General features: G+C 54.2%; 12 protein-coding genes and 2 tRNA genes. 8 read left to right on the top strand and 6 right to left on the bottom strand.

What is annotated here, in order from left to right:
- From BM114_RS09110 to rsfS, 3 genes are read right to left on the bottom strand one after another with little or no spacing between them, the layout of a single operon-like run.
- Positions 1-864 carry a phosphatidate cytidylyltransferase gene (locus BM114_RS09110; protein ID WP_092112675.1) on the bottom strand — a complete coding sequence of 288 codons (864 nt, stop codon included), beginning with the start codon at positions 862-864 and terminating at the stop codon, positions 1-3.
- A 5-nt stretch (positions 865-869) separates the two neighbouring features.
- Complete coding sequence (gene ftsH, locus BM114_RS09105) at positions 870-2,939, bottom strand: ATP-dependent zinc metalloprotease FtsH (RefSeq protein WP_092112672.1); 2,070 nt, start codon at positions 2,937-2,939, stop codon at positions 870-872.
- 51 nt (positions 2,940-2,990) lie between these two features.
- Positions 2,991-3,350, bottom strand: coding sequence for a ribosome silencing factor (rsfS, locus tag BM114_RS09100; RefSeq protein ID WP_092112669.1), 360 nt, complete (start codon positions 3,348-3,350; stop codon positions 2,991-2,993).
- Positions 3,351-3,517: 167 nt separating this feature from the next.
- Here rsfS and BM114_RS09095 point away from each other — a divergent pair.
- Positions 3,518-3,588, top strand: a tRNA-Gln gene (locus BM114_RS09095).
- A 313-nt stretch (positions 3,589-3,901) separates the two neighbouring features.
- Here the strand turns inward: BM114_RS09095 and BM114_RS09090 are convergent.
- Positions 3,902-3,976, bottom strand: a tRNA-Pro gene (locus tag BM114_RS09090).
- A gap of 155 nt (positions 3,977-4,131) precedes the next feature.
- Here BM114_RS09090 and BM114_RS09085 point away from each other — a divergent pair.
- The 6 genes from BM114_RS09085 to tsaE are packed head-to-tail and all read left to right on the top strand — an operon-like array spanning position 4,132 to position 12,369.
- On the top strand, positions 4,132-5,340 hold the full coding sequence (locus tag BM114_RS09085; protein WP_255406477.1) for a zinc-dependent metalloproteinase lipoprotein: 1,209 nt from the start codon (positions 4,132-4,134) through the stop codon (positions 5,338-5,340).
- A 6-nt stretch (positions 5,341-5,346) separates the two neighbouring features.
- Complete coding sequence (locus BM114_RS09080) at positions 5,347-6,597, top strand: 3-phosphoshikimate 1-carboxyvinyltransferase (RefSeq protein ID WP_092112666.1); 1,251 nt, start codon at positions 5,347-5,349, stop codon at positions 6,595-6,597.
- A 6-nt stretch (positions 6,598-6,603) separates the two neighbouring features.
- Positions 6,604-6,993 carry a hypothetical protein gene (locus BM114_RS09075; RefSeq protein ID WP_092112663.1) on the top strand — a complete coding sequence of 130 codons (390 nt, stop codon included), beginning with the start codon at positions 6,604-6,606 and terminating at the stop codon, positions 6,991-6,993.
- A complete protein-coding gene (locus tag BM114_RS09070; protein WP_369808416.1) occupies positions 6,994-10,395 on the top strand; it encodes a type IX secretion system periplasmic lipoprotein PorW/SprE in 3,402 nt (1,133 codons plus the stop codon).
- Between the two features lie 3 nt (positions 10,396-10,398).
- Positions 10,399-11,952 (top strand): T9SS response regulator signal transducer PorX, encoded by a 1,554-nt coding sequence (locus BM114_RS09065; protein WP_092112657.1) that lies wholly within the window; start codon positions 10,399-10,401, stop codon positions 11,950-11,952.
- A gap of 6 nt (positions 11,953-11,958) precedes the next feature.
- Positions 11,959-12,369: a tRNA (adenosine(37)-N6)-threonylcarbamoyltransferase complex ATPase subunit type 1 TsaE gene (tsaE, locus tag BM114_RS09060; RefSeq protein WP_092112655.1), complete on the top strand. Its 411-nt coding sequence runs from the start codon at positions 11,959-11,961 to the stop codon at positions 12,367-12,369.
- A 77-nt stretch (positions 12,370-12,446) separates the two neighbouring features.
- On the opposite strand, the gene trxA is transcribed toward tsaE, so the two are convergent.
- Both trxA and dnaE read right to left on the bottom strand, forming a co-directional pair.
- The gene (gene trxA / locus BM114_RS09055) at positions 12,447-12,761 is read right to left on the bottom strand and encodes a thioredoxin (RefSeq protein WP_092112653.1); all 315 of its coding nucleotides are present in this window, start codon (positions 12,759-12,761) and stop codon (positions 12,447-12,449) included.
- 74 nt (positions 12,762-12,835) lie between these two features.
- Complete coding sequence (dnaE, locus tag BM114_RS09050; protein ID WP_092112650.1) at positions 12,836-16,555, bottom strand: DNA polymerase III subunit alpha; 3,720 nt, start codon at positions 16,553-16,555, stop codon at positions 12,836-12,838.
- A gap of 141 nt (positions 16,556-16,696) precedes the next feature.
- Here dnaE and BM114_RS09045 point away from each other — a divergent pair, with 141 nt between their 5' ends.
- The gene (locus tag BM114_RS09045) at positions 16,697-17,389 is read left to right on the top strand and encodes a phosphatidylserine decarboxylase family protein (RefSeq protein ID WP_092112648.1); all 693 of its coding nucleotides are present in this window, start codon (positions 16,697-16,699) and stop codon (positions 17,387-17,389) included.
- Positions 17,390-17,400 lie beyond the last annotated feature (11 nt).

Raw genomic sequence — 17,400 nt, 5'->3', positions numbered from 1 at the left:
TTAGAATAATGTTAAGGTGTAGAGATAGATGACCGAGGCGGGGATTGCCATGAGCGAAGAGTCGAAGCGATCGAGCATGCCGCCATGGCCGGGAAGGATGTTGCCGCTGTCCTTGATGCCCAGCGTGCGCTTGAAAAGGCTCTCCACGAGGTCGCCCCATGTGCCGAAGAATACTACGGTCAGGCCGAGCCCTATCCACTGCGGGATGGTCAGGCCGGAGAGGTTGGTGCCCTGGTTCTCGAAATATCCGATGGCTCCGGCCGTGATGAGCACGAGCAGGCCGCCGCCGATGCTGCCCTCCCACGACTTTCCCGGGCTGATGCGGGGAAACAGTTTGTGCCGTCCGAAGAGCGATCCGCTGCAGTAGGCGCCGGTGTCGTTTACCCACAGGAAGATGAATACGCAGAGCGGCAGCAGATAGTAGAAGTTGACGGTGCCGTCGGCCGACTGGCGGAAGGCCAGCACATTGATCATGGAGAGCGGCAGCGCGATGTACATCTGGGCGAGCATGGTGTATGCCCAGTCGTTGATGGCGTTGGCGTTCTTCGTATAGAGCTCTGATATAAAGAGGTAGACAATGGTGAGCAGATAGGGGATGAAGACGCCGTTGGTCTGTATGTAGCCGCTGTTGATGCCCGCCACGGCAAGGAAGAAATAGACTCCTGCCACGGTTGAGATGAACCGGTTGACGGCGATTTCCTTCTCCGCGTTTACCAGTCCGCAGTATTCCCAGATGGTCATGCCCGTGATGAGCGAGAAGAGAAACACCATGGCGACGGGCCGCAGGAAGCAGACCACCATGATGGCTACGAACAAGGCTCCGGTAATGGCTCTCACAACGAGGTTCTTCATCTTATCACTCATAATCGCTATTCCTCTTCTTTAGATTCTTTTTCGTCGTTCTCCCCGGCAGCCTTTGCGGCTTCATGCTCGGCCTGTGCCTGTTTCACGATGTCGGGCATGTCCTCCAGTCGGGGAGCGTCGGCCTTGTTGGCCTCGATGATTTCCTCCGAGCGGCTCGCCCACGGGCGCTTGCCGAAGATGCGTTCCACATCCTCCGCGAAGATTACCTCTCGCTGGAAGAGCAGGTCGGCGAGTTCATTGTGCCCTTTGGCATGCTCCGTGAGAATCTGCTTTGCACGCTCATACTGCTCGTTGATCATCTTCAGCACCTCGTCGTCCATCACCTTTGCCGTCGTCTCGGAGTACGGCCGCTGGAACTGGTATTCCTGATTGTTGTAGTAGCAAATGTTCGGCAGTTTGTCGCTCATGCCCGCATAGGCCACCATTCCGTAAGCGCTCTTGGTGGCGCGCTCAAGGTCGTTCATGGCTCCCGTTGATATGCTGTGCACGAAGAGGTCCTCGGCAGCCCGGCCGCCAAGGAGCGCGCACATCTCGTCGAGCATCTCCTCCTTGGTCGTGATGACGCGTTCTTCAGGCAGATACCATGCTGCTCCGAGAGCCTGGCCGCGCGGAACGATGGTAACCTTGACGAGTGGATTGGCGTGCTGGCAGAACCAGGATATGGTGGCATGTCCTGCCTCGTGGATGGCGATGGCCCGCTTCTCGTCGGCGGTCATCACCTTGGTCTTCTTCTCCAGGCCGCCGATGATGCGGTCTACGGCGTCCAGGAAGTCCTGTTTCGTTACATGGTTGCTATTGTGGCGGGCAGCAATCAGGGCAGCCTCGTTGCATACATTGGCGATGTCTGCCCCCGAGAAGCCGGGCGTCTGACGGGCCAGAAAGTCGATGTCTACGGTCTCGTCCTTCTTGATAGGCCGCAGATGTACATTGAATATGGCCTTGCGCTCTGTCAGATCGGGCAGGTCTACATGAATCTGACGGTCGAAACGACCGGCACGCAGCAAGGCATTGTCGAGCATGTCGACGCGGTTGGTGGCAGCGAGGACGATGACTCCCGAGTTGGTTCCGAATCCGTCCATCTCTGTGAGAAGGGCGTTCAGGGTGTTCTCGCGCTCGTCGTTTCCGCCCATTGACGGATTCTTGGAGCGTGCGCGGCCCACGGCGTCAATCTCATCGATGAAGATGATGCAGGGCGCTTTCTCCTTGGCCTGGCGGAATACATCGCGCACACGGCTCGCTCCCACGCCTACGAACATCTCTACGAAATCCGAGCCGGACATGGAGAAGAAGGGTACGCCGGCCTCACCGGCAACGGCCTTGGCCAGCAGCGTCTTACCCGTGCCCGGAGGGCCGATGAGTAGTGCGCCCTTGGGAATCTTTCCCCCAAGGTCGGTATATTTCTTCGGGTTTTTCAGGAAGTCGACGATTTCCTGTACTTCCTGCTTTGCGCCTTCCTGACCGGCCACATCCTTGAAGGTAATGCCCATCTCGTTTCCTTTCTCGTAGAGCCTGGCCTTGCTCTTGCCGACATTGAACACGCCTCCTCCGGCACCTCCCGCGCCACCGCTGAAGCCGCGCATTAGGAACCACCAGAGGAGCAGGAGACCAGCAAACGGGCCTATTCCCCAGAGCAGGTTCCACAGACCGTTCTCCTCCTTGTTGTCGTAGGCGAAGTCTCTTATCTTTCCGGCCTTCTGTGATTCATCCAGATATTTTTCCAATTCGTCGACGGAACCGAACTGAACCTTCACAAAGGGGCTCTGTCCCACCTGCTTGGCGGGCATCTGGAATACATCCCGGATGTTCTTCGCCTTGACATACATCTTCAGCGTGTTGCCTGTCTTGTTGACCACCACCTTCTCGGCATAGCCCTTGTCTACATACTCCTTGAACTTGGTATATGTAACCACTTTCGAGACGCCTTCGCCCGCGAGGAAGTCTCCGCCACCATTGAGGAGGACCAGGGTTATCATTACGAACGCAATGACATAGATCCAGGTCATGTTAAACCTTGGCATCTTGGGCTGGTTGCCGTTCTTGTTGTTCCGATTATATCGGTTGCTGTTATTGTCCATAAATTAAAATAAATGTATAATATGATACATTCTGGCAAATAGTATGCCATGTTAGTCAAGATTCGGAATCGTTGTCAGTTTGGCATCTTGCCAGAGATTTTCGAGGTCGTAGAACTCTCTGATTTCCGGCAGGAATATATGCACGAGAACATCGGTGTAGTCCATAGCCACCCACTGGTCGTTTCCGAGCCCCACTACATTTACGGGCTTCTCGCCTTGGTCTTTCCTTGCGACCTCGCCGATGGACTCTGTAATCGCCTCCACCTGCGATGGGGAGTTGCCCTGGCAGATAACAAAGTAATTGGCGATAGCTCCGTCGATGCCCGCAAGATCTACGATGGTGATGTTCTGTCCCTTCTTCTCTTGGATTCCCTTGATGATAGTTTTTACTAACAGTTGTGTCGTTGTCATTCAAAAAAATTATGTTATACGATACAAAGATAACCCTATTTATTTTAAAAAAACATGTTTCAAGATTGTTTTTGCACTTTTTTATGAAAAAAGTTGGGAAATCTTTTGGAATGTCGCAAAAAAGCAGTAACTTTGCAAACGCAATTGAAAGGTCAATGTGCGAATAGTGGGATATGGTGTAATGGTAACACTACAGATTCTGGTCCTGTCATTCCTGGTTCGAATCCGGGTATCCCAACTTCTTGAATAATGCAGGTCATCGGTTTCCGATGGCCTGCATCATTGTTTACTGCGCTTGCGCTATGTCCGGACAGTATCTCGCTAATAGTTCTCCATGCCACGGCCTGTTGAACCGGAATATCCAAGTGGACTAAGTCAAGGAGTGTTAAATTTCATGCCATGTTTCTATTCTCTGTCCGCTACTTTTGTTTTTTGATGTTTAAGGAAGAAAATCAACGAGTAAGGGAGTGAATGTTCGCCGACTTTTAGCCAGGCTCTTTACCCTGACAAAACAAACGGGGCTGATAATCAGCCCCGTTGCTTTCCGTGAGTCGGGATGACTGGACTCGAACCAGCGACCACTGGTCCCCCAGACCAGCATTCTAAACCTACTGAACTACATCCCGATTTAGCAGCTGCAAAGATACTACATAATTGTGAGATGTGCAAGTTTGGGCGGGCTTTTTTTCAAAAAAATAATAATTTTGGTAAAATCCACACGAAAAGCCTGATTTCTCCGTTATTTTTTACTACTTTTGTAGTAAAGATAGAATCGTAGAATATGAAAAAGAATATATATATGTGCCTTGCGGTGCTGGCACTCTTTCTTGCGTCGTGCTCTGAAGGCGATGCCCCTTCTGGTTCTCCGAAGGTTGCGGTGGACGAAGACGAGGATAAAACTACCGCTGTAATCGACGAGTCGTATACTTATAAATTGCCCGTTATCTTCCATGTGCTCTATCAGGATGCGTCTGACGAGAGCCAGTATATCCCGCAGGAACGGCTAAGGCAGATTCTTGCCAATGTGAACGACCTCTATGCAGGAAATGTGTATGCCTCGCAGTGGGATTCGGAAAGTGAGGACATCCGCGTGAGGTTCGTCCTCGCTGAGTATGACGAGAGAGGGCGCAAACTCCCTGTGCCCGGTGTGGAATATGTGAAATGGAACGGGACTTACCCCATTGATCCCTACGATTTCATGGGTAACCACAAGGACTATGTGCGCTATATCTGGGAGCCCAATGAGTATATCAATGTCATGATGTATCATTTCGCAGGTGATGACGACTCCCAGTCGGAGACGCTGGGCATCACCCACATGCCCTATGCGATAGAGGACGACGACATTGAGGGACTTACCAAGATTGGTACTGACAAGGCGGGTATCACCAAGTCCAATCTCGGATTTGCCTACTGCGCGTCTATCAACAGCAAGTATGCCTGGAAGGATGCCGGCGGCAACTATTACGAGTCTGACCGTTATACCAATGCCGACCACCGAATGTTCCGTCAGGCGCAGAGCACCGAGCTCATAGCCAAGGATATGAATGTTACGCTGGCTCATGAACTGGGGCACTATCTGGGCCTGCATCACACTTTCGCGGAGCGGGAGGAGGACGGTGGATACGAGATGACCGACGATTGTGCGGACACCGACTATTGTGGCGATACGCCCAGCTATGTGCGTAAAGGCTATGTGGACGGCGTTCATCAATACATGAATTCTGTCTCTTCTGAAGAGCCTCTGAAGGTGAGCGTGCTGATGGCGCGTACCGGATGCGACGGCAAGGAGTTCCAGTCGGCCAACTTCATGGATTACTTCTTCACCCTGGGATTCAAGTTCTCTGCCGAACAGAAAGCCCGTATGCGCCATGTGCTCTACTATAGTCCGCTCATTCCCGGGCCGAAGAAGGAACGCACTCGTGCCACCCGCACCTTGAAGGGCAGCGTGAAGGGCATTGTAGAACTGCCTATTAGAATCGTGAAATAGAAAGCTATGAGATATTCCATTCTGGCTCCTCCGCATTTCGATGCGACCATAGATCTGCCTGCATCGAAAAGCATCAGCAACCGTGCCCTCATCATCAATGCCCTCGCGGGAGGCACGCTCAATCCGAACAACCTTTCCGACTGCGACGACACGAGCGTGATGCTCCATGCGTTGCGGGAATTGCCTGAAGTCATCGACATCCAGGCTGCCGGGACGGCCATGCGCTTCCTGACGGCCTATCTGAGCGTTACCGAGGGCACGCATGTCATCACGGGTACCGAACGCATGAAGCATCGCCCCATCGGGGTGCTCGTCGACGCGCTGCGCTATCTGGGTGCCGATATCTTCTATCTAGGAGAAGAAGGCTATCCGCCGCTCCGAATCACGGGCCATCACCTCAAGGGAGGGCATATCGATATGCCGGGAAATGTGAGCTCGCAGTATGTGTCGGCCTTGATGATGACGGGTCCTGTCATGCAGAAAGGGCTTGAGCTGCGCTTGACCGACGAGATTGTCTCCCGTCCCTACATCGACCTTACGCTCTGGGCGATGCGTGAGTTCGGGGCCGATGCGGAATGGTCGGATGTAGATACGATTACCGTGAAGCCCAAGCCCTATGCCCGACAGGAATACTTGATTGAGAACGACTGGAGCGGTTCGTCGTATTGGTACGAGATACTGGCGCTCTGCGGCGACCTCGAGAGCCGGTTCAACCTCTCCGGACTGATGGATGGTTCGCGGCAGGGCGACTCCGTGGTGCGTTATATCTTTTCCCTGCTGGGCGTGAAGACTTCGTTCGGAGTCCATGAACAGGGAGTTTCCACCACCGTTGCGCTCAGTCGCCATCTGCGCACCATTCCTCGGCTGGACTATGATTTCATCTATTCTCCCGATCTTGCTCAGACCCTTGTGGCAGGCTGCTGTGGAATGAACATACCTTTTCACTTTAAGGGACTGGGAAGTCTGCGCATCAAGGAGACTGACCGTATCGAGGCTTTGAAGGCCGAACTGAAGAAACTGGGCTATGTCCTGGAGAGCCGGAACGGCACCGAACTCCTTTGGAACGGAGAGCGCTGCGAGGCAAGCATGGAGCCTATTGACACTTATGAAGACCATCGCATGGCCATGGCCTTCGCTCCGCTATCCGTGGTCTTTCCTGGTCTTAGAATCAATGAGCCGCAGGTTGTGAGTAAGTCGTATCCCCGTTTCTGGGACGACTTGCGCCACGCAGGCTTTACCATTACCGAGGAGGAATAGCCGGATATGCTCTATTTACTGATTATTCTCATCGTGCTTGGTGTTCTTGTGGCAGTCTTCAGCCTGATATTCAGGAAGAAGGGAGAGACTGATGAGATTATACAGGCTGGCTCTTCGTGCAGTACCTGCTCGGGTGTCGACCCGCAATGTGAACAGGAATGTATGATGGAGGCCGCCACCAAGGAAATTGAATATTATGCCGATGAGGAACTCGATGCCTATCGAGGCCGGCCGTCGGATGCCTATACCGACGAGGAGGCCGAAGAATTCTCGGAGGTTCTCTATACCATGCGCCCGGATGAGGTGAAGGGTTGGAACCGTAGCCTCATCCTCCGGGGCATCAACCTGCCCGACCAGATCAAGGACGAGGTCATCCTGATGATAGAAGGAAAATAAGTGAAACGCAATCGACGATACCCACTTGTGCTGCTGACGGCTGTCGCGCTGACACTCATCACGGCCTGCTCAACCCAGAAGAATACTCCCGGGTCGAGATGGTGGCATTCGTTTAATGCGCGGTATAACACTTATTATAATGGCTCCCAGGCCTACATAGACGGCTCGCTTGAGAAGGAGACGGGCAACAGGGATAACTTCACGGAGCTGATTCCTCTCTATACCGTGGGTAATAAGAACAGCCGCGAACTGGGAAAAGCTAACTTCGACCGGGCCATAGAAAAGTCGGAGAAGGCCATCCATCAGCATAGCATCAAGCGCAGGCCGGTCTGGGACAAGCAGCGACGCAAGACCGAGAAAGACCGCGAGTGGCTTTCCCGCCGGGAATATAACCCGTTTCTGTGGAAAGCATGGATGCTCATGGGGCGGGCACAGTTCCACGAAGGGGCTTTCGACGAGGCTGCTTCCACCTTCTCCTATATGAGTCGCCTCTATGCCACGCAGCCCGCCATCCTCGGCAAGGCCCGTGCCTGGCTGGCAAAGTCGTATATCGAGAACGGATGGCTCTATGACGCAGAGGATGTTATCCGCAATATGCGCCGCGACTCCATGGACTGGCGTGCCATGAAAGAATGGGATTACACCCATACGGACTATTATCTCCACACGGGTGAATACGCCAAGGCTATTCCTTATCTGCGCAAGGTAATCAAGCACGAGATGCGCCGTAAGCAGAAAGCCCGCGAGTGGTTTCTCATGGGGCAGCTCTATGCCCGCCTCGGACAGCGCGACTCTGCCCATAAGGCCTTTGCCCATGTCATTCGCATGAATCCCCCTTACGAGCTCGAGTTTAATGCTCGTATTGCCCAGACTGAGGTGATGGCGAGGGGACAGTCAAAGAGCATGATCAGCAAGCTGCGCCGTATGGCGGCATCCGACAACAACAAGGAGTTTCTTGAACAGGTTTATTATGCCATCGGCAACATCTATCTGGCTGACCGGGATACCATACAGGCCATCTATGCCTATGAGGAAGGCAACAGGCGAGCCGTGCGCAGCGGCATAGAGAAAGGGGTATTGCTCCTTCGTCTGGGCGATCTCTATTATGCGAAGGAGAAGTTCGGCGACGCCCAGCGGTGCTATGGCGAGGCCATCGGTTTGCTCGACAGGGACCGTGAAGATTATCAGCAGCTTTCCGAGCGCAGCAAGGTACTCGATGAGCTGGTGCCGTATACTTCGGCAGTAGAGCTTCAGGACTCCCTGCAGGCACTGGCCAAGATGAGCGAGAAAGACCGTAATGGGGCCATCGACCGTGTCATCAATGATTTGAAAAAGAAGGAGAAGGAAGACGCGCGTGCCCTGGCAGAGCGTGAGGCAGCCCAGGTGCAGCAGCGCAATGCGGGCGGAGCGGCTATGGAGAACTATCAATTGCGGCAACAGGCAGGCACAGGCCATCAGGAAGCCATGTGGTATTTCTATAACCCCATGATCGTGGCGCAGGGCAAGGAAACCTTCCGCAAGCTATGGGGCAATCGTGAGAATGCGGACAACTGGCAGCGGGCTAACAAGACGGTAGTGGCCGGAATGGGCGGCGAGGTCGTCGGCGACGCTGCTGCCCAGAACGATTCTACTGCCCGTGAACAGTCGCCGCAGAACTCAATGGGGAGCACCGTCGACAGCGTCAGGAACGACCCGCACCGTCGGGAGTACTATCTGGCCCAGATTCCGTTCACTCTCGATCAGACGGAAGCCAGTAACAAGATTCTGGAAGAAGGGCTTCACCACTCCGGCGTTATTTTCAAGGATAAGATGGACAATCTCCGTCTGAGCGAGCGCAACCTGCGCCGCATAGTCGATCAGTATCCTGACTACGAGCAGATGGATGATGTGTATTATCACCTCTTCTTATTATATAATCGGATGGGGCAGCCCGATAGGGCGGAGGCTTATGTGCGGAAACTGAAGGCGGAGTATCCGAGAAGCCAGTGGACGGCCATCCTCAACGATCCGTATTACAAGGAAAATGCCCGCCTGGGTGTGCATCTGGAAGACTCGCTCTATGCCGCCACCTATACCGCTTTCAAGGCCGACCGCCTGAACGATGTGCGTGCTAATGTGCGTTTGTCGGAGACCCGTTTCCCAATGGGCGCCAACCGCGACAAGTTCCTCTTCATCGGAGGTCTGGGCAAATTGAACGGAGGTGATGTAGAAGGTTGCCTTCGGGATATGAGGATGGTGCTGGAAAAATACCCGGAAAGTGCCTTGAGCGAGATGGCCGGAATGATAGTGAACGGGGTGAATGCCGGGCGGAGACTGCGCGGCGGTCGTTTCGACATCGGTGATGTGTGGAGCCGGCGAAGCGTCGTGCTCAACGACAGCGACTCTATAGCTGCCCGCGCATTCAGCAACGAGCGCAATGCCGACTTTGTCTTCATGATAGTCTATAAGCCGGATTCCGTGAATGAGAACCAGTTGCTGTTCGAGTTGGCGCGGTTCAACTTCACCAACTTCCTGGTGCGCAACTTCGAGATCACCGTCGAAGAGGATGCCGGACTCCGCCGCATGCAGGTAAAGGGCTTCCGCAACTATGACGAGGCTCTGCAGTATGCGCGTCAGTTCCATCGTCAGCAGGCCATCGCGCGCCGTCTGGGCAATGGCCGGACGATTATTATCAGCGAGCCTAACCTCGAGATGATAGGCAATCCCTTCAGCTACGATGACTACGATGCGTTCTATGCCAAACACTTTGCCCCGCTGAAGGTGAGCACCTTCCGGTTGCTTGCCGAGCCCGAGGAGGTTACGACAGAGAAACCCGCGGAGCCGACGGTAGAGGAGATAGACCGTCGCCTCGACCGTGGCGTGTTTATTGACAATGGTCTTGATGTCAGACCAGAGACCACCGGAACGACTGTGATTCCAGACATAGAGGAGAAAAGGAAGGAGCAACCTGCCACCACCGTAGTTCCCCCCGACGGGCAACGACGCGTGGAACCTGTGGGCACTACGGTGATACCACGCGAGCCGGAGAAAGTCGCAGAGCCGGCCAGGGGTACCACCGTCATCCCCGACGAGCCCCGCGGAAACCCCGTGGAGGGTACCCGGGCAACGACGGTGGCTCCTGAGCGCACTCCCGCTCCGCAAGTTTCCAAGACTTCCCCGACTGCGCCCCGTCCTGCCGCCAAACCGGCCCCAACCACGAAACCGGCTCCCGTGAAGAAGCCTGCTCCCGCACCCAAGAAGCGCACCAGCACGGGCATCTACTTCAACGACGGGTTCGGCCTTGAGCCGGGCGACACGATCAAGGGCAAGGGCAAGAGGCGGCCGACCGGGAAGACGCCCAAGAAGCCGAAGGCCAAGACCTTTGACTTGGAAGACGAATATTATGATTTAGAAGGATTTTAAGATATGAGCAACGGATTATTATTATGGGTGGACGACGAGATTGAGCTTCTCAAGGCCCACATCCTGTTTCTGGAGAAGAAAGGCTATGAGGTCGTTACGGTGAGCAACGGCTCCGATGCCATCGACCAGGTGAGACAGCGCACCTTCGATCTCATCATGCTCGACGAGATGATGCCCGGCCTGACGGGATTGGAGACGCTGCAGCGCATCAAGGAGATAAGCCCCGCCACGCCCGTGGTGATGGTTACGAAGAGCGAGGAGGAGGACATCATGAATCAGGCCATAGGCTCCAAGATAGCCGACTACCTTATCAAGCCTGTCAACCCCAGCCAGATATTGCTGACCCTGAAGAAGAACATCCACCAGCGGGAAATCGTTACGGAGGTTACGCAGAGCGGCTATCAGCAGAACTATCAGGACATCGCGACGCAGATTTCCAGCAGCCGGACGCTCGACGACTGGAAGGAGGTCTACAGGCGGCTGATACACTGGGAACTGGAACTCAGCTCTGCCGACAGCAGCATGACCGAGATGCTGGGCATGCAGAAGGAGGATGCCAACCTCGGATTTGCCAAGTATGTCAAGAGCCATTACCTCGACTGGGTGGCTCCGGGGGTAACCGAGCGACCGGTGATGAGCCCCGACATCTTCAAGAGCAAGATCTTCCCGCTGCTGGACGAGGGAGAGAAAGTGTTCCTCATCGTCATCGACAATTTCCGCTACGACCAGTGGCGCATGCTCTCACAGGAAATCGGAGACATGTTTGATATAGAAGAAGACATGTATATCAGCATCCTGCCCACGGCCACCCAGTATGCGCGCAATGCTATTTTCAGCGGTCTGATGCCCAATAAGATTGCCGAAATGTTCCCCGAACTGTGGGTGGACGAGGACGAGGAAGAAGGCAAGAACCTCAATGAAGGTCCTCTCATTCAGACGCAGATAGACCGCTATCGCCGGCACGAATCGTTTTCCTACAGCAAGATCAACGACTCAGCGAACGCCGCCCAGTTTCTCGACAGGCTCAACAGCCTGAAGGGAAACCAACTGAATGTGGTGGTTGTCAACTTCGTTGACATGCTCTCCCATGCCCGCACGGAGTCGAAGATGATTCGCGAGCTGGCCAACAACGAGTCGGCTTACCGCAATATTACTGTCAGCTGGTTTCGCCATTCTGTCATGTCAGACCTTCTGAAGGCTCTCTGCCAGACTGACTATAAGATCGTCATCACCACCGACCACGGCAGCATACGGGCCTCGAAGCCTATTAAGATTGTCGGCGACCGTAATACAAATACCAACCTGCGTTACAAACTGGGCAAGAACCTGAACTATAACCCGAAGGAAGTGTTCACCATCAAGGACCCCCGCAAGGCGCAGTTGCCGTCGCCCAATGTCAGCACCACCTATGTCTTTGCCACGGGCGACGCCTTCTTTGCCTATCCTAACAACTATAATTACTATGTGTCTTATTACAAGGACACCTTCCAGCACGGCGGAATCTCCATGGAAGAGATGCTCATTCCGCTCATCACACTAAAACCCAGAAAACGATAAAGAAATATGCAGATAAGAATAGAGTCATTAGACAGGGTTCACGAGGCCGCTCGTGAGTTCATCGAGAAGAAGGGCGAGGGCAAGGTCTTTGCCTTCTACGGGAAGATGGGAGCCGGCAAGACCACTTTCATCAAGGCCGTTTGCGAGGAGTTGGGGGTGGCGGATGTCATTACTTCGCCCACTTTTGCCATTGTCAACGAGTACACCGACGGCAAGGGAAATCCGCTCTATCACTTCGACTTCTATCGCATCAAGAAACTCGAAGAGGTGTATGATATGGGTTATGAGGACTATTTCGACAGCGGGTGTCTCTGCTTTCTGGAGTGGCCGGAGCTCATAGAGGAACTCCTGCCGGAGGATGCTGTAAAGGTAACGATTACCGAGGAGGAAGACGGCTCTCGGCTCGTGGAATTCTAAAAGGCTGCTAAAAGCAAAACAAAAGACGGCCTTCTATGGAGTAGAGAGCCGTCTTCCGCTATATCAAGAACCTCTTTTTACAAGAGGGCCTTGAACTTCTCGTCGAGAACCTCCTTGGGAGCCGCGCCCACGAACTTGTCTACCAGCTGGCCGTTCTTGAAGAAAAGGATGGTGGGGATGTTGCGCACTCCGAAGTCCATGGCGATGTCCTCGTTCTCCTCTACATCGCATTTTCCCACTACGATCTTGCCGTCGTAGTCGTTGGCGAGCTCCGAGATGATGGGACCCACCATGCGGCAGGGACCGCACCATGTGGCCCACAGGTCAACTACCAATGGCAATTCGCCATTCTTATAACTCTCGAAATTCTCGGTTGTGATTTTAACTTCCATCTTTATTCTTGTTATGTTATGTTTCTTGCAAATATACGCAATTATCTTCTATTCTGCAAACATCATGCCAGAATTTAGTTGATATAATATTCAAGGTCGGGCTGCGACTCCACGAAAGCTATCACTTTCCTGTTCAGGTTGAGCCTTTTCCGCCCGGCATGGAGCACCAGCCGCTGTTTGCTTTCAGGGTTTTTGATGCTGAAGTAGAGCTGTACATTACCCGGATTGTCATCCACCACCGTCAGAATGTCATTCACCAAGGCCTCGTCGAGCTTGTCGCTGTCCACCTGGAGGGTGATGCGCTCCAGGGCGTTCTCTTTCACATCGTTCAGAAACTGTACATCCTGGATCTTCAGGCTAAACCTGCCGCTGCCCTTGAAACGCTCCGCGCAGCTCGCCGTAACATAGATGGTGTACTCGTTGGCAAACATCCCGCTGAACCTCGTCCAGTCTTCGTCGAAGAGGGTGAACTCGCCGGTTCCCGTATAGTCCTCGATGGTGATGATGCCGAAAGGCTTGTTGGTGCGCGAGGAGAAGCGCTGCTTGACATCGGTAACGATACCGCCGAAGTTCAGGGTTGTCTTCTTGGAGAACTCTCCGAGGTCGGTGTCGCGCCCCCTGAGATCGGCACACGATACATTGCAGAGCTTTTCCAGAATCACCTTGTAGTCGTCCAGCGGGTGGGCCGACAGGTAGATTCCCACAAGCTCGCGCTCGCGGTTGAGCTTTTCGATGGTATTCCATTCCATGGCTTTCGGGATGGAAGGCTTTACTATTTCGACGCCTCCGAATCCGAAGAGTGAGTTTGCGGCCTCGGCCGCTCCTTCCTGATAGCGCTGCCCGTAGCGGACCAGGGCATCGAGGAAGGTCTCGTCGCGCCCCGACGGCTCGAAGTATTGCTCGCGCATCAGGTTGAGGCTGTCGAAGCCTCCGCTGTATGCAAGGCTCTCAAAGGCCTTGCGGTTTACATAGTGATAGTCCACCCGTTCTGCGAAATCGAATATATCTTTATAGGGCCCGTGTTTTTCACGCTCTTGGATAATGGCGATTGCAGCCTGGCTTCCCATGCCTTTGATGGCAGCTAATCCGAAGCGGATGCCCCCGTGTTTGTCAACGCCGAAGAACTCGTAGCTCTCGTTCACATCCGGTCCCAGCGTTGGTATGTTCATCGAGCGGCATTCATCCATCAGCTTGGTGATTTCCTTGATGTCGTCCTTGCGGCGCGTCATGATGGCAGCCATGAACTCCGCGGGATAGTGGGCTTTCATGTAAGCAGTCTGGTAGGCCAGCCATGAGTAGCAGGTGGCGTGCGACTTGTTGAACGCATAGGAAGCAAACTTCTCCCAGTCGCCCCATATCTTCTCCAATATCTTCGGATTGTGGCCGTTTTCCTGACCCTGCTTGATGAACTTGGGCTTCATCGCGTCGACGATGGCCTTCTTCTTCTTGCCCATCGCCTTGCGGAGTGCGTCGCTTTCGCCGCGGGTGAAGTTGGCGAGCTGTCGCGACAGAAGCATCACCTGCTCTTGGTATACCGTGATGCCATAGGTGTCCTTGAGATATTTCTCCATGCAGGGAATGTCGTATTCGATGGGCTTGCGGCCGTGTTTGCGGTCGATGAAGTCGGGGATGTAGTCCATCGGTCCGGGACGGTAGAGGGCGTTCATGGCAATGAGATCCTCAAACACGGTGGGTTTCAGTTCCCGCAGATACTTCTGCATGCCGGGCGATTCGAACTGGAAGGTGCCTATGGTGCGCCCCTCCTGATAGAGCTTGTAGGTGAGTTCGTCGTCAATGGGAATATGGTCGATATCCACCTCGATTTCCCTGGTCTGCTTCACCACCTTGCAGGCTTCCTTAAGCTCGGAGAGGGTCTTGAGCCCAAGGAAGTCCATTTTGATGAGCCCGGTGGATTCTATGACATGGCCGTCGTATTGCGTGACGGCCGTTTTTATCTCCGGGAAATCTGGGTCGTCGGCCGTGCTCACGGGCACCCACTGGTCGATGGGGGTCTGGCAGATGATGAATCCGCAGGCATGGATACCGGTGCTGCGCACGGTTCCCTCGAGCATCTTGGCATACTTGATGGTGTTGGATTCCCTCGGGTCGTCGGAAGCCTCGGCCGCCCTCAGCTCCGGAGTACACTTGATGGCGTTCGGCAGATTCATCTTCATGCCGTCGGGGAGACGGTCGGGAATGGCCTTGCAGAGGGCATTCGACTTGTCGAGAGGCAGCTGCTCCACGCGTGCCACATCCTTGATGGAGTTCTTGGTGGCCATCGTTCCGTAGGTGATGATATGGGCGCAGTTCTCCTTGCCGTATTTGTTCATCACCCATTGGAGCACCTTGCCACGGCCGTCGTCGTCGAAGTCGGTGTCGATATCGGGCAGGTTCACCCGGTCAGGATTCAGGAAACGCTCGAACAGGAGGTCGTATTTCAGTGGGTCGATCTTGGTGATTCCCAGGCAGTAGGCCACCACGGAGCCGGCGGCGGAGCCACGACCCGGCCCCACCCATACGCCCAGTTCCTCGCGGGCAGCCCTGATGAAGTCCGACACGATGAGGAAGTATCCCGGGAAGCCCATCGTCTTCATCACATGCAATTCGAAGTTGATGTGCTCCTTCACCTCGTCGGAGAGGGGGTCGCCGTAGAGCTTCCGGGCACCTTCGTATGCCAGATGGGCCAGATAGTCGGCCTCGAACTTGATGCGGTATATCTTGTCGTAGCCTCCCAGCCGTTCTATTACTTTCTGTCCTTCCTCGTCAGAGAGCGAATTCTCGCCGTTCTCATCGCTTGTGAATTCCTTGTAGAGGTCTTGCTCCGAATACTTCTGCCTCCACTGCTCTTCGGTTCCGAATTCCTCCGGGATGGGGAAGAAAGGCATGATGGGGCCGTGGTCGATGCTGTAGGTCTCCACCTTGTCGAGAATTTCGAGCGTGTTGGAGAGCGCCTCTGGGATGTCGGCGAATATCTCGTTCATCTCCTCGCGGGTCTTGAACCACTCCTGCTTGGTGTAGAGCATGCGGGTGGGATCGTCCAGATCCTTGCCCGTGGAGAGGCAGAGGAGGTGGTCGTGGGCCTCGGCGGTCTCCTTCTCCTCAAAGTGGCAGTCATTGGTGCAGATCAGTTTGATGCCGTATTCCCGGGCAAACTCTATGAGCACTCGGTTGGCTTTCTGCTGCAGGGGATAGGTCTCGCGGTTGGCCCGGATGGACGGATCCTTCACCTCGTGCCGCTGCAGCTCCAGGTAATAGTCGTCGCCGAAGACACGGTGATACCACTCGCAGGCCTCCCGGGCTCCCTCGATGTCGCCCTTGAGAATCTTCGCGGGCACCTCTCCGGCAATGCAGGCGGAGCACACGATGAGGTCTTCGTGATACTTCTCGAGGTCGGCCCGGTCGGTGCGTGGACGATAATAGTAGCCGTCTACCCAGGCGTTGGACACGAGCTTGATGAGGTTCTTGTATCCGTTATAGTTCTTCGCAAGGACGATGAGATGGTATCCGGAGTTGTCGCCCTTTTCCTTCTCCTTGTCTTCCTTGCGGCGGTGAGCCACATACATCTCACATCCGAATATGGGCTTGAAGAGGTCCAGCCCTTCCTTCTTGCGCTTCTTGTTGATGCCTTCACAGTAGTCGGAGAATTCCTTGATGCCGTACATCACTCCGTGGTCGGTGATGGCCATGCCTTTCATGCCGTTGCCGACGGCCTTGTCCACCAGATAAGACACCTTCGACTGCCCGTCGAGGATAGAGTAGTGCGTATGGACATGCAAATGTATGAAATCTTCCATTATCTTTCAATAAGAGTTAGTGCGTTCGGAGCTTCAAAGTTACGGCTATTTTACGACATGTCCAAAAGAAAAATATGAAAAATTTGCGAGACCGATAAAAATATCGTAACTTTGCAATCGTTAAACTCTCATCTGCTTATAATGGGAAAGAGAATCAAAAAACTCAAGAAAATACGCATCCACCGTGAAGGCACGGACACACTGATTTATGGGTTCATTGCCATTGCGGCCGTCGCCCTCTTGCTCTTCAGGCTGGAAAGCAAGATACCGTTCTGGGTATTTCTTGTGGTGTTCGGCGCATGCTATTGCATCGTGCTGAACTTCTATAGGTGCCCGGTCCGCTACTTTAAGGACGAGGATACCGAGGGCATCGTGGTGGCTCCGGCCGACGGGAAGGTGGTGGTTGTCGAGGAAGTCTTCGAGGACACTTACTTCCATGAGAAGCGCCTGATGATTTCGATTTTCATGAGCCTCTTCAATGTTCACGCCAACTGGTTTCCCGTAGACGGGCAGGTGAAGTTCGTGAAGCACTTTAAGGGCAACTACCACAAGGCCTGGCTGCCCAAGGCGAGTGAGGAAAACGAGCATGCCGATGTGATGATTACCACTCCCGAGGGCATCGACATCCTCTGCCGGCAGATAGCCGGAGCCGTGGCGCGCCGCATCGTTACCTATGCCATGGACGGCGAGGAGTGCTACATCGACCAGCATCTGGGCTTCATCAAGCTGGGCTCTCGCGTGGATGTGTTCCTCCCCATGAACTCCGAGGCGTGCGTGAAGATGGGGCAGGCCACCACCGGCGACCAGACCGTAATCGCCAAGCTGAAGGCTTAATCATAAGACCT

This window comes from Prevotella sp. KH2C16, from assembly GCF_900113305.1.
Lineage (GTDB): Bacteria > Bacteroidota > Bacteroidia > Bacteroidales > Bacteroidaceae > Prevotella.
This window is presented reverse-complemented; position numbering and strand designations above follow the sequence as displayed.

Coding starts and splice junctions, on each gene's coding strand:
- BM114_RS09110 (WP_092112675.1), bottom strand. CDS start 864: ATGAGTGATAAGATGAAGAACCTCGTTGTGAGAGCCATTACCGGAGCC.
- ftsH (WP_092112672.1), bottom strand. CDS start 2,939: ATGGACAATAACAGCAACCGATATAATCGGAACAACAAGAACGGCAAC.
- rsfS (WP_092112669.1), bottom strand. CDS start 3,350: ATGACAACGACACAACTGTTAGTAAAAACTATCATCAAGGGAATCCAA.
- BM114_RS09085 (WP_255406477.1), top strand. CDS start 4,132: ATGAAAAAGAATATATATATGTGCCTTGCGGTGCTGGCACTCTTTCTT.
- BM114_RS09080 (WP_092112666.1), top strand. CDS start 5,347: ATGAGATATTCCATTCTGGCTCCTCCGCATTTCGATGCGACCATAGAT.
- BM114_RS09075 (WP_092112663.1), top strand. CDS start 6,604: ATGCTCTATTTACTGATTATTCTCATCGTGCTTGGTGTTCTTGTGGCA.
- BM114_RS09065 (WP_092112657.1), top strand. CDS start 10,399: ATGAGCAACGGATTATTATTATGGGTGGACGACGAGATTGAGCTTCTC.
- tsaE (WP_092112655.1), top strand. CDS start 11,959: ATGCAGATAAGAATAGAGTCATTAGACAGGGTTCACGAGGCCGCTCGT.
- trxA (WP_092112653.1), bottom strand. CDS start 12,761: ATGGAAGTTAAAATCACAACCGAGAATTTCGAGAGTTATAAGAATGGC.
- dnaE (WP_092112650.1), bottom strand. CDS start 16,555: ATGGAAGATTTCATACATTTGCATGTCCATACGCACTACTCTATCCTC.
- BM114_RS09045 (WP_092112648.1), top strand. CDS start 16,697: ATGGGAAAGAGAATCAAAAAACTCAAGAAAATACGCATCCACCGTGAA.